The following is a 12,682-nucleotide window of genomic DNA, read 5'->3' on the forward strand; positions in this document are numbered from 1 at the left end:
AATTGACAACTTATGACGCCAATCATTGTCATAATTGTTGATTAATAAATAACGACATTTTGAGGTTCTATATGACAATCAAGCCGCTCACATTACAGCGCTTACCAATGATATTTGCCACTGGTCTTTTAAGCACAGGATTACTTTTAAGTGGTTGTAGCAATAATGATAAGGTAGAAGCAGATAGCGCCAACACAGCCAGCGATACTGAAGAGACGGCAGCGGTTGATACCAATAACTCTGCTGCGGATGCACCAATAGTAGATGGCGCTCAAGATGACAATGCGATGGCGACTGATGGTGTCAGTCCAATGGCGAACCCTGATAAACAAGACTCTAGCAAGCAAAAAAGCCTCGTCACTAATCCAACTCAATCTGGTACGCCAGAAGATACGGTCAAGCAAGCATTAGATAGCTTATATCAAGGTGACGTAAAAAAATCAGCCGGATACTACAAAGTAGATATGGCAAACTTTGAGCAAGAGCTTGCCAAGACCCAATCAGCATTTGCGCAAACCGTGGATGGTGTCACTATCACTGATACCAAATATAATGAGGATAAAACCCATGCGACTATCACAGGCGAGCTGATGTTAAAAGGACAAAGTAAGCCTGCACCTTTGACTTACGAGCTTCAAAAGATAGCAGGCCAATGGAAAATTTTAGGTTAAGACCGCTCATTGTTATTCTGTGAAATCGATTTATCTACTAGCACGTTGTTTAATGTCACATTATCAGACGTGACCGCCTTACCAAGCATGACCACATCGGCGATAAAACCTTGCATATCACAAACCTTTGGCATATATCCCCATTGCTCAAAACCAAGCTTACGAAATAACCCTAAGCTTGGCTGATTGTGAGCGAAGATAAGCGCAACCACATTATAAATCCCCAGACTTGGCGCTTGCGTGAGCATCCAGCGTGTCAATAAGCTACCCAGCCCTTGACCATGGTAATCTTTATGCAGGTAAATACTGATCTCAGTGCTGATGTGATACGCCATACGTGCATAAAGATCACTAAAACTGCCCCATGCTACTATGGGCGCGGATTCTATATTTTTAATATCTTTTATCACTGCTTTAACAATATAAATAGGACGCGTTGGACTGTTTAAATGCTCATCAAACCAATCTGCCCGTTCTTCACAAGTGACTGGAACGAGGTTGGCAGTTGCTTGCTTACCTGCAATGCTTTGGTTGTAAATGGCCAAGATTTCTGGCAAATCATCTTTATCTGCACGCTGAACCATAAATTGGTCGTTTAGCATGTCTACTGACAATCGGAGTGATGAGGCATTTGTGGCAACATCGGACATAGAACCTCCAGAGGCGATGGTGATTGTGATTGTGACAATAGTGGGAGTGGCATAATTAATAAAAATATAATCTGTGCTGTCAGCTTTTCATCATCACTAAAACAAAATGAGCACAAGTATCCGCATCATTTTGAGAAAGCGAGACTTTAAGACAACGAGACGGACAGCATCATACTTGTCTGATAAGCAGACTATAGGATGTTAGTATGGTCATTTTACTTTATAATGGCTGCTTTTAGACACATCGATTTTTAGGGCGTGTTTTTTCTTTTTTATCTGGTCTTATCTATCATAGCTGAAAATTTATGAACACCTATTTTCTTGAGCAACTGATGGCGTCGCCAAGTGCTTTGCCTGCAAATATCAGCCCAGTAGAGTTAGCGCCCTGCGTGCTCACTATTGGCAATTTCGATGGCGTCCATCTTGGCCATCAAGCAATGTTAACTCAAGTCCGTGATATTGCGCACGCACAAAATCTTGGCTCAGCAGTCATGATATTTGAGCCGCAACCTCGTGAGTTTTTTGCGCCAGAAACAGCGCCTGCTCGCCTCACCAATCTCGCAGAAAAGCAAGCATTGCTAGCAGAATTTGGCGTGGAGACATTGATTGTAGCGGGATTTGATACTGAATTTCGCTCGCTATCCGCCCAAGCATTTGCAGATATTTTGGCCATGCGTTTGAACGTTAAAGCATTGGTGCTGGGTGATGATTTTCGCTTCGGTCATGATCGGACAGGCGATAGTCAGTTTTTACGTAATTATGGCTTAGATGTGACCAATCTGCATACCGTCACAGATACCAGCGACAAAGCCGCCCGTATTAGCTCAACGCGCATTCGTGATTTATTGTTAGCGGGTGATATTGAGGCTGCCAGGACGCTACTTGGGCGCGATTATACGATGACAGGATTGGTCGTTGATGGGGATAAAATTGGTCGTACGCTGGACTTCCCTACTGCCAATATAGACTTGGACCGCATAAAGCCTACCCTCCACGGTATCTTTGCAGTAGATGTCGTCAGCCTTGATGACCAAGGTCAAGTAATTCCTAATGGCTTATTGGTAAATGCAACCACTGGCAAAACAGGCATTGCAGGGTTACGTGCCGATAGCTTATTTGGTACGGCCAATATCGGTACTAGACCCTCTGTTGACAAAGGGCATAACTGGCGCTTAGAAGTACACTTTCCAGCGTTACACGCAGATTTATATGGATTGACTTTACAGGTACGCTTTTTACATTATTTGCATGGCGAACGACATTATGACGGCTTAGAAGCCCTAAAAGCAGGCATCCATCAAGATGTCGCAGATTTGATTGAATGGCGATCAACACAAAAAACGAGCGAGTGAACACATATCATTGTTAGCGAAAAAACCCACAAACAGTCATGTTTGTGGGTTTTTTAATGAATACTAATTTTGTATTTAAGCGTCTGGATGCATGCGTACATTTAACTCATCAATCGTCTCTACCCATGCCGCATCTTTGTCCCATTCTTCTTGCAAGAAAGCCCGTTGATTGTCATTCCAAATATCAGATTCGGTTAATTTTTCTTCTTTTGCTAATGGGTTTTTTTCGATAAAACTGTCAATCGCTTCGTCAGAGCTGTCCAGTCCCAACTGTGCGAATAATTCAGTCATACTATATTCAGGTTCACCCAACATGCTGTTTCTCCTTAGATGGTACAGGTTTAATTGTACTTATTATTTAAATTACCCTATTGATTGTAGCAAGCTTTATTTTAAAAGCTGTTAACCAACGTTCACTTAAGGTTATCAATTGTGTTAACGGCTAATATAGGTAGAGAACAATAAAATCACTACATTACTACTGGAATGAATTTTCGAAGCCTCTGTCAGCAACGACACAGCAAGCGAGAAAAATTTATACCAGTAGTATTTGACTAGGGATGTATCGATTTAACTTTTCGTTGATTATAGACTATCATCTTGGTTAAAAAAGATGCTGATTTACAGAAAGCATCTCACAGACATAAAAAAGCCCTCACACTAGTAATAGCTAGTATGAGGGCTTTTTTGACATTGCTCTTTATACTAACAGAGCTTTGGCAAATTATTTACTTACGGTAATAGGTGAGATACCGCTTCACGCTCTTCGCTAAGCTCTTGCTCAGTCGCTTTTATTTTCTCTTTTGAGAAATCTGATGATACATCAACGCCTTCTACGATAGACCAGTCGCCATTGCTACAAGTGCAAGGGAATGAGTAGATCAAGCCTTTAGCGATACCATATTCGCCGTTTGAGTAAACGCCCATTGATACCCAATCGTTCTCATCAGTGCCAAGTACCCATGTACGCACATGTGCAATAGCGGCATTGGCGGCAGAAGCAGCAGATGAAGCGCCACGAGCTTTAATAATGGCGGCACCGCGTTGTTGTACTTCTGGGATGTAAGTACCTTCATACCAGTCACGATCAACCAAGTCCAAAGCTGGCTTGCCATTAACGGTGCAAGCAGTTAGATCTGGATACTGAGTTGATGAGTGATTGCCCCAGATGATCATTTTTTTCACGTCATTAACGGTGCTGTCTGTTTTGCCAGCCAACTGCGCCATTGCGCGGTTATGGTCTAAACGAGTCATGGCCGTAAAGTTGCGTGGATCTAGATCTGGTGCATTACGCTGAGCAATAACCGCGTTAGTGTTGGCAGGGTTACCCACAACCAATACTTTTACATCACGGCTAGCAACATCGTTCAATGCTTTACCTTGCGCTGAGAAAATCGCCGCGTTGGCTTCTAGCAAATCTTTACGTTCCATACCTGGGCCACGAGGACGTGAGCCTACTAACAAAGCATAATCGACATCTTTAAATGCAACAGTCGCATCATCAGTCTGCACAATACCTGCTAATAAAGGGAATGCACAGTCTTCTAGTTCCATGACCACACCCTTTAAAGCGTCAAGCGCTGGGGCGATTTCAAGCAATTGCAAAATAACTGGCTGATCTTTACCTAGCATCTCACCAGAGGCAATACGAAATAGCATCGCGTAGCTGATATTGCCAGCGGCACCAGTAACGGCAACACGTAAAGGCTGTTTCATTGACATTGAATACTCCCTAATTATGATTATATAATTCACGATTATCGTTTCAGATATCGACTTGTTTGCTGCATGGTCGCAGCCATAAACCGAGAGGTAGTGTAGCACTTCGTTTGGTAAATCGTCTAGAGACAATGAGATGACTGCTACTGATTATATTGTTACATTTTATACGAAGGAAATTTTAGACCAATCAGAGACTTATAGCTATGAAGCGTCAAAGATGCATTATATATATTAAGCTTTTGGTTAGAACTATCAGAAAAGCCATCAGTAGCGCGCGATAATATTGGCATCTCTTTTATCTAAAACCGACTACATCAAAAAAAACTTATTTAGATAAATATTTAAAACCCATTCATAAAGGAAGGGTTATTTACCGCCAGAAATGACAAACTTACTGCCACAGTTATCTACAGCGTCACTACAAGTACCAAAGTCATTACCATCATAGCAAACATGTATATCCGTTAGTGTTTGCTGACGCCGACTGCCTGCTTGGCAAATTAGGTTGATACTGGCAGGCGACATGCCACTATTTAACCGTGTCATTTGATTGATAAAACGGGATTTAGACACCGTATAGCTATTACCACTATTCAACTCAGCTGGTAATTTCAACGAACCCGCATAATTGGTGATCTGACGAAAATAACTGGTGGCACTAAGTGGACTACAAATACCATAACGCTGCCATGCTTGGCTCCTGACGGTGGTATCTGGCATGACACGATTGACGACTTTTAATTGTAATGGCGTCAAACTTGGCTCACTGCCACGTCCACAACGCTCTCCATACCCCAAATCTAGCCCTGATACGGTTAATGAATAGCCTTCTAGGCATTGGCGCATACGCGCTCGTGTTGGCTGGATACTACACAAAGCAGGCGTCATCTCTATCATTAACACGCGCTGCCCTGTTTTGACCGCATTGGCGGCCTGTGCTGGCATCAACATAACGCCTTGTAACATCAATAAAGCACCAATACTCATCGTCGTATTAATTTTGCTAATAGAGGTCTTATCTATCAAACGTACGCGACACCGACCTAAGCGGTTACTTTTTGATTTTTTGTGTGATTGGCTTACGTTTGGCGTCAGGTTTACTAACGAGCGCATCTGCACCTGAGTAGATGACTGACTTTCAACTTTCGATAACGTGAACAGAGTAAAATATTTTTTGATCATAAGGGCTGAAGGCATCTAGCAATGATAAAACATGGACTATGGCTTAGGTCGTCGCATTTAAATGATAAACACGCATCAAGCTAAGCATAGCGCTAACAAAAAATATGGCGACCCATTTAAAGGCACTAATTAATGCAATGGTAGCAAACCGTTTTTTTTAATCTATAGCAAAAACGTAAGCATTATCATTATCATCAAAAAGCACTAGCAATATTAGCGTAATATTGATTCATCCCCGTTGTATATTTTTCATATTTACCTGACCATATCACATAAAAAACAGCCCACTAACGAGTGATTGTTAGTGGGCTATCGAGTGTAGCGCTGCGCAGATTAAAATGAGGCAGGTACACTTCCCATGCGCTCACTAATCGGTTGATTACGACCTAGCAAACTACTATAGATAGTGGCATTTTCCATGACATGCTTGACGTAATTGCGCGTTTCAGGAAAAGCAATGGACTCAACATATTGGTCAGCAGCGAGTGAACCATTGACCGGCTGCCAACGCTTGGCATTGTTAGGCCCTGCATTGTAGCCTGCGGTTGCTAGTACTGGTTGATAATTCAGCTTACCCAAAATATCACCCATATACCAAGTACCATAACGGATATTGGTATCACCACTGTTGGCACGGCTCGCGCTATAAGTCTCACCCAAATTACGCGCAATGTATTTTGCTGTGTCGGGCATCACTTGCATGAGGCCACTAGCGCCAACGTTCGAGCGCGCGGAGGTTACAAAGCGACTCTCTTGGCGCATAATGCCATATGCCCATGCTGGATCAATACCCGCAGATCCACTATAACGTACCACGGCATCTTGATGCGGCATTGGATGCGACAGCGCTAAGCTATTGACACTATCTGTATTATCGATCGCATAAATCGCACGGTCGAGCCAGCCCATATCATACGCTTGACGAGCGGCTGCAATCAGTAATTTGTCATCGTTATTGTCACGCGCCTTTTTTACAGCCCAGTTCCATTCACGATTGGCATAGGCACGGCTGGCGTCGGCATTATATAAGGCAAACGCACGAGCAAAGCTTCCATCTTGCATGACACGAGCACGATCCGCAGTGCTGACATTCGGCAAGTTACTACCACCCAAACGACTGGCATCAAAACGCTGACCAATTTTATCTTTTGCCATTAGACCGTAGTAATCATTAATTTTTGCAAGATTCTGATACATTTTTTTAGATGTATTGCGCTTATTGCTATCGCTTGATTGCTCGTAAGCGCGTGCCAGCCAATACTGCCATTGATTGCCTTTTTGGATTTCACTGTCCATTTTTGAGATGGCTTCCACCACATCATTCCAGCGACCAAAACGAATCGCCGCCATCGCATAGTCTTCCGCTTCTTCAAAGTTGAAATCTTCGTCTAAGCTGTTACGGAACCAATCAACTGCCTCAGCATTAAAGCCATCATCGGTGTTGTGGTTCATACGCTTCACACCAATGGTGCGATACGCATAGCGGCGGGTCTCATCGTTCAACAGTTTGACTGAACGCTGGTTGTCTTGTTTGATATCAAAATCTAACTGTAATGCGGCTTCACGATAAGACTTGTCAGCCACACGCCCCATCGCATATAGATACAGATATTGATTGGCTTGGCTGGCAGGCTCCCGACCAAAACGACTAAAGTACGCGGATGGATTGAGTTGAATCTCACTTAACGCTGAATAATCAATCGGTGTACCAAGGCGTGATGACAATGCCATAATGTCACCCGTTTTGCCTTTACGTAGCATACGTTTTAGACGCGCTGCCCGATCTTGATTGGTGATGAGTGGATTATTATTCATCTCCAAAGCCAATTGATCACACAGAGCTGGCTGCTTATCTGTCGTTAGCCAAACATCGGATTTCGCTGCCATGGCACGCATGGTATCACCACCATTATTAAACCCAAGGCCCACTGCACAGCGCTCACTAGCATCTGCATTGGTAATTAAATTGGCTACTTGGCGTACTGAGGCGTAGTCATTGGCGCCCGCTTTAGTCTCAGCAAAATCAGCAACCAATTTCTCAGCCATAACCGTATCTGGATATTGGCGCACAAACTGTGAGACAGCCGCCGAGCTTTGCGAATTAAGGTCTAAATTCATCCGCCAATAAGTCGGATACATGGCAAACAAACCGCCACTCATCGCTTGTTCATAATTATAAAGGGCATTGACATCTCCGCGATCTGCTGCAATTGCCGCCGCCGTAAATGAGCTTGCACCACTGTCTTGTTGATAACCGTTATTTTGTTGATAACTGCTATCTTGCTGATAGCCGCTGTTTTGCTGATAGCTTTCTGATTGATAGCTGCTTTCTTGCGGATAGCTCTCTTTATCCTCGCCCCACGTAAGCTCCGCACAAGCAACTTGCGACAATCCGAGCGCACTCATTGCCGTCGCCAAGCTCAACGCACTGACTCGTAGCGTTCTTGCGTTGAGGCGCTTTGAATAATCGTTTTGATTGGCCAATTCTCTATCCTTGATGCTATGAACAATGCGCAACTTTGTCATACTGTCTCTCTTTATTATATCTCTACCAATGTTTGAACAGCGATTTGCCAAGTACCGCCAAGGTTATAGCACTTATCATACTATACTCGTTGCACTTTCGCCCATCACCTTTACCTTTCGTTAATAATAGGATAGCGCGGTGTAACATAGAAGTGATATTGGCTAGCTATTTTTTTGAAAGCGCTGACGACACCAGTAAACAATTGATACTGTTATAAATAATGTATAATAATTACCATCAATTGCCAGCGCTAATTTTTCACATTGGCAAAGGGTTGTGATAAAATACGCCACTTGTTAATCGGCTACCCCGCTATATTTTGGTCAATCATGGACTTTCCCTTATGAGTGTTACTGTATTTAATCCCCGCATAAATGACGCTGCTGTTGCTGAAACAACGGCTACTGCGCCTGCTGTCACTGCACTCAAAGAACCAAGTTCAGCACAATCACCAGTCACTAGAACAGCGCCCAAAAAAGTCTTTGTCACCACCCAAGGCTGTCAGATGAATGTCTATGACTCTGGCAAAATGCTTGATGTGCTAGGCGACTCACACGGCATGGAAGTGACGCACGATATCGATGAAGCCGATGTGCTACTAATGAATACTTGCTCAATCCGTGAAAAAGCTCAAGAAAAAGTATTCTCGGAATTGGGCCGCTGGCGCAAATTAAAAGAAAAGCGTCCTGATCTCGTCATCGGCGTTGGTGGCTGCGTGGCGTCACAAGAAGGCGATAATATTCAAAAGCGTGCGCCTTACGTGGACATGGTATTTGGCCCGCAAACCTTGCACCGTCTACCAGAATTGTATGACCAATCAAACGAGCAACGTGAAATTGCTCCGAAGAACCGTATTGGCACAGTTGACGTCTCATTTCCCAGTATTGAAAAGTTTGATTTTTTACCAGAACCAAGAGTCGAAGGTTATAAAGCCTTTGTTTCCATTATGGAAGGTTGCTCAAAGTATTGCTCATTCTGCGTCGTGCCTTATACTCGCGGTGAAGAATTATCGCGTCCACTGGATGACGTGTTGGCTGAGATTGACAGCCTCGCCGCGCAAGGTATTCGTGAAATCAACTTGTTGGGTCAGAACGTAAACGGCTATCGCGGCGAAAAAGACGATGGCAGCATTTGCCGCTTTGCAGAGCTATTGCATTATGTCTCACACGTCGATGGCGTTGAGCGTATCCGTTATACAACCAGCCATCCACTAGAATTTACTGATGATATCATTGACGCCTATGCGCAATTACCAGAGCTGGTGTCGCATTTGCATCTACCAGTACAAAGTGGCTCGAACGCGATCTTGGCGGCGATGAAACGCAATCATACCATCGATGTTTATATCAATCAGATCAATAAGCTTAAAGTCATTCGTCCTGATATTCACTTGTCTAGTGACTTTATCATTGGCTTCCCCGGTGAGACCGATCAAGACTTCCAAGATACGTTGAACTTGGCCAAAGAGTTGAACTTCGATCACTCTTACAGCTTTATCTACTCTAAGCGTCCGGGTACGCCAGCGGCAGAATTGCCTGATGACGTCAGTTTCAAGACTAAAAAAGAGCGATTAGCTGAATTCCAAAAAGTCATTATCGATTCAACACTCGCGAAAACCCATGAGATGGTCGGCACGACGACTCGTGTATTGGTTGAGCAAATCGCCAATCGTCATCCTGACTGCTTAATCGGTACAGCAGACAATACGCGTACGGTCATGTTCCCTTATGATGTTGACACAATGGACGAGATGTTAGGTAAAATCGTTAGTGTCCGTATCACTGACTTTGTCAGCCCGCATATGGTCAAAGGTGAGTTGGTTGAGGTTTTGGCTTAAATCTTTAGAACATGATTTTTTAGAACATGATTTATTAGAACATGATTTAGCGTAAGTAAAAAAGCCGTTCTCTATCAATAGGGAACGGCTTTTTTTGTGAAAGTTTGAGGATGACAGGTCATAAGAAGATAGCTCATTACTTAATGGTTATTTCTAAGAAGCTCTTCCATAACCGTCCAATAGCACGGAATCACTTTTAGAGTTTCATTAATCTTAGCTATTAGGGGTAGCCGTGCTCCCTGCTAAAATGCCACCATCTATCGTCAGCTCAGTGCCAGTAACATATTTTGACTCATCGCTTGCCAAATAGAGTGCTGCATAAGCCACATCCATGACATCACCCATGTAACCTAGCGGGATGTCTTTGCTAATTGCCTTAATAGCGTCTTCTCGCTCATTACCTTCTCCTAACATCGCATCCCACATAGGTGTATAGATAGCGGCGGGATGAATGGAATTACAGCGAATATCATAGCCATTTTGCGCACAATATAAGGCAACGGATTTACTATGATTTCTGACGCCAGCCTTACTTGAGGCGTAAGCGGCTGCTAAAGGAATACCAACGAGACCAGAGCGAGAGGATATATTAATGATACTTGACTTGCGATTTTCATCTGTTGGACGATTTTTCATCAACGCTATCGCAGTTTTACAACCCAAAGCCACGCCATCTAGGTTGACTTGATGTACCTTGTGCCAACTTGCCATATCTAGGTATTCAGGGTCATGAGCGCCTGTCGTCTCTAAAAATCCAGTAATACCGGCATTGTTTACGATAATATCTAACCCGTGATAACACTGTTGAATATACTGCTCAGCTTTTTGCCAATCGCTCTCGCTTGAGACATCCAAATGCATATATTCTGCTGGGTTTGACTCGCTCCATTGTTGGCGCTTTATATTAATATCATGACAAGCACCCCGCCCTTTTACATCATTGATATCACTGAATATGACGGTTGCTCCTTCTTTTACAAAAAGCTCAGCAATCGCTTTACCAATGCCTTGTGCCGAACCCGTGATCAATGCAACTTTATTAAGTAATCTCATAAAACACTCCTTTATGTCTGTTAAATCTTGATCGTATTAAACTAAGAATGAATCATCATTATTCTGAGAGCCAATCCGTCTTTCTTAGCTGCTGTTTGGTCTCACGGCGACGTTTTTTGCGAACGATATCGATGTCTTCTTTTTCATGAATACCACCCTTTCTTAATAATGGGTCAAGCGCCAAATAGTTACGTGGCTTCACTGCGCCGAGCGTTTGCTGAGCACCTGTCGCCTCTTGCTGTTCTAACTGCCGCTCAATCTGTTTGGCCTTTTTTAAGGTTTCTTTTAAGCTCATATTTTACCTATCTTTTAATTTTTTAATCAATTTATGATAATACCAATTGCGAAAATTACCTTGGCAAGGAAGACGAGTGCAAATTGTACGTCTAGTACATTTAGCGAGTCTGACATAGCTAATGTTATTTGCAGGTTTGGTATTAACCTTTAATACACATGACTTGCTTCAGCGTATGCACCACTTCAACCAAATCCATTTGATTGGCCATCACTTCATCAATGTCTTTGTACGCGCCGGGTATCTCGTCGATGACGCCTTTGTCTTTGCGACATTCAACACCGTCAGTCTGCGCTTTTAGCTCGTCAATTGTGAAGGCGCGCATGGCTTTACCTCGGCTCATCTGTCGCCCTGCGCCATGTGAGCAGGAACAAAATGACTCAGCCTCGCCCAAACCACGCACGATAAAAGACTTTGCGCCCATAGAACCCGGAATAATACCAAGCTCACCTGCATAGGCACTGATCGCGCCTTTACGCGTCACATAAACTTGCTCGCCAAAATGCACCTCTTCATTGACATAATTATGATGACAATTAATGGCTTCTTTAGTCAGCTGAAATCGTGGCAATCCTGCTTGTGGCGATTGTAGTGATTTAATCACTAAGCGCATCATCTCTCGTCGGTTCTCTAACGCATAATCCTGTGCCCAGCTGACGGCTTCGACGTAATCGGCAAAACTATTAGATCCTTCAGCGAAGTAAGATAAGTCTCGATCTGGCACATGACCGAAGCGTGACTGGCGTTCTTTTTTGGCAAGGCTAATAAAATACTGGCCGATACAATTACCAATACCGCGACTACCAGAATGTAGCATGACCCACACATCATTATTTTCATCCAAGCACAGCTCAATGAAATGATTGCCACCGCCAAGTGTGCCTAATTGTTTTGCCCAAGTACGCTCAAAGCCTTTAAGCATTTTGAGTAAACCCGGATGCTTGTCGGTAATGGGTTTGAGGCGTTTTCCCAATGGGTCAAGCGTTGAGTTTTTGGCTTGGATTTGCTTGTGCATGTTGAAACCAACAGGCACTTGCTGCTCTACTACTGAGCGCAATACTTTTAAGCTATTAGGCAGATCGTTTGCCGTCAGAGACAGACGCACCGCATTCATACCACAACCAATATCCACACCGACTGCCGCAGGAATGATCGCTGATTTGGTCGGAATGACACTGCCGACAGTAGCACCTTTGCCGACGTGCACATCTGGCATGACAGCAATATGCGAGTGTACAAACTCTAGCTGAGCCATATTACGTAATTGCTGCACTGCGCCTTGCTCGATATCGGTGGTATAAATCTTGACAGGTACGCCATGTTTACCATTTTGGTTTAATACTAATTGAATGCTCATTATTTATTACTTCCATTTTTTTATTTTTAAACCATA

At 43.5% G+C, this 12,682-nt stretch carries 11 protein-coding genes; 3 read left to right on the plus strand and 8 right to left on the minus strand.

The window, feature by feature from the left end:
- Positions 1–71: 71 nt before the first annotated feature.
- The gene (locus tag JMX48_RS00885) at positions 72–671 is read left to right on the plus strand and encodes a hypothetical protein (protein ID WP_201533274.1); all 600 of its coding nucleotides are present in this window, start codon (positions 72–74) and stop codon (positions 669–671) included.
- On the opposite strand, the gene JMX48_RS00890 is transcribed toward JMX48_RS00885, so the two are convergent.
- On the minus strand, positions 668–1,321 hold the full coding sequence (locus JMX48_RS00890; protein WP_201533276.1) for a GNAT family N-acetyltransferase: 654 nt from the start codon (positions 1,319–1,321) through the stop codon (positions 668–670). The two genes, JMX48_RS00885 and JMX48_RS00890, sit on opposite strands and share 4 nt — an antisense overlap.
- Positions 1,322–1,653: 332 nt before the next feature.
- Here JMX48_RS00890 and ribF point away from each other — a divergent pair, with 332 nt between their 5' ends.
- Positions 1,654–2,673 (plus strand): riboflavin biosynthesis protein RibF, encoded by a 1,020-nt coding sequence (ribF, locus tag JMX48_RS00895; protein WP_413786330.1) that lies wholly within the window; start codon positions 1,654–1,656, stop codon positions 2,671–2,673.
- 75 nt (positions 2,674–2,748) lie between these two features.
- Here the strand turns inward: ribF and JMX48_RS00900 are convergent, their stop codons facing one another.
- The 4 genes from JMX48_RS00900 to JMX48_RS00915 form a co-directional block, all read right to left on the minus strand.
- Positions 2,749–2,988: a DUF2789 domain-containing protein gene (locus JMX48_RS00900; RefSeq protein WP_201533280.1), complete on the minus strand. Its 240-nt coding sequence runs from the start codon at positions 2,986–2,988 to the stop codon at positions 2,749–2,751.
- A gap of 417 nt (positions 2,989–3,405) precedes the next feature.
- A complete protein-coding gene (locus tag JMX48_RS00905) occupies positions 3,406–4,389 on the minus strand; it encodes a malate dehydrogenase (RefSeq protein WP_265088756.1) in 984 nt (327 codons plus the stop codon).
- Positions 4,390–4,761: 372 nt separating this feature from the next.
- On the minus strand, positions 4,762–5,577 hold the full coding sequence (locus JMX48_RS00910) for a hypothetical protein (protein WP_227687833.1): 816 nt from the start codon (positions 5,575–5,577) through the stop codon (positions 4,762–4,764).
- 333 nt (positions 5,578–5,910) lie between these two features.
- Positions 5,911–8,103, minus strand: a complete 2,193-nt coding sequence (locus tag JMX48_RS00915) for a lytic transglycosylase domain-containing protein (protein WP_201533284.1) — start codon at positions 8,101–8,103, stop codon at positions 5,911–5,913.
- A gap of 344 nt (positions 8,104–8,447) precedes the next feature.
- Here JMX48_RS00915 and miaB point away from each other — a divergent pair, with 344 nt between their 5' ends.
- Positions 8,448–9,941: a tRNA (N6-isopentenyl adenosine(37)-C2)-methylthiotransferase MiaB gene (gene miaB / locus JMX48_RS00920; RefSeq protein WP_201533286.1), complete on the plus strand. Its 1,494-nt coding sequence runs from the start codon at positions 8,448–8,450 to the stop codon at positions 9,939–9,941.
- Positions 9,942–10,154: 213 nt separating this feature from the next.
- Here miaB and JMX48_RS00925 read toward each other — a convergent pair whose 3' ends face one another.
- From JMX48_RS00925 to JMX48_RS00935, 3 genes are all read right to left on the minus strand, one after another.
- Positions 10,155–10,994 carry an SDR family oxidoreductase gene (locus JMX48_RS00925; protein ID WP_201533288.1) on the minus strand — a complete coding sequence of 280 codons (840 nt, stop codon included), beginning with the start codon at positions 10,992–10,994 and terminating at the stop codon, positions 10,155–10,157.
- 58 nt (positions 10,995–11,052) lie between these two features.
- Positions 11,053–11,289: a hypothetical protein gene (locus JMX48_RS00930; protein WP_201533594.1), complete on the minus strand. Its 237-nt coding sequence runs from the start codon at positions 11,287–11,289 to the stop codon at positions 11,053–11,055.
- A gap of 142 nt (positions 11,290–11,431) precedes the next feature.
- Complete coding sequence (locus JMX48_RS00935) at positions 11,432–12,646, minus strand: RtcB family protein (protein ID WP_201533290.1); 1,215 nt, start codon at positions 12,644–12,646, stop codon at positions 11,432–11,434.
- Positions 12,647–12,682 lie beyond the last annotated feature (36 nt).

It is taken from the genome of Psychrobacter immobilis (assembly GCF_904846225.1).
In the GTDB taxonomy this organism is placed as follows: domain Bacteria; phylum Pseudomonadota; class Gammaproteobacteria; order Pseudomonadales; family Moraxellaceae; genus Psychrobacter; species Psychrobacter immobilis_F.

Coding starts and splice junctions, on each gene's coding strand:
- JMX48_RS00885 (WP_201533274.1), top strand. CDS start 72: ATGACAATCAAGCCGCTCACATTACAGCGCTTACCAATGATATTTGCC.
- JMX48_RS00890 (WP_201533276.1), bottom strand. CDS start 1,321: ATGTCCGATGTTGCCACAAATGCCTCATCACTCCGATTGTCAGTAGAC.
- ribF (WP_413786330.1), top strand. CDS start 1,654: ATGGCGTCGCCAAGTGCTTTGCCTGCAAATATCAGCCCAGTAGAGTTA.
- JMX48_RS00900 (WP_201533280.1), bottom strand. CDS start 2,988: ATGTTGGGTGAACCTGAATATAGTATGACTGAATTATTCGCACAGTTG.
- JMX48_RS00905 (WP_265088756.1), bottom strand. CDS start 4,389: ATGAAACAGCCTTTACGTGTTGCCGTTACTGGTGCCGCTGGCAATATC.
- JMX48_RS00910 (WP_227687833.1), bottom strand. CDS start 5,577: ATGATCAAAAAATATTTTACTCTGTTCACGTTATCGAAAGTTGAAAGT.
- JMX48_RS00915 (WP_201533284.1), bottom strand. CDS start 8,103: ATGACAAAGTTGCGCATTGTTCATAGCATCAAGGATAGAGAATTGGCC.
- miaB (WP_201533286.1), top strand. CDS start 8,448: ATGAGTGTTACTGTATTTAATCCCCGCATAAATGACGCTGCTGTTGCT.
- JMX48_RS00925 (WP_201533288.1), bottom strand. CDS start 10,994: ATGAGATTACTTAATAAAGTTGCATTGATCACGGGTTCGGCACAAGGC.
- JMX48_RS00930 (WP_201533594.1), bottom strand. CDS start 11,289: ATGAGCTTAAAAGAAACCTTAAAAAAGGCCAAACAGATTGAGCGGCAG.
- JMX48_RS00935 (WP_201533290.1), bottom strand. CDS start 12,646: ATGAGCATTCAATTAGTATTAAACCAAAATGGTAAACATGGCGTACCT.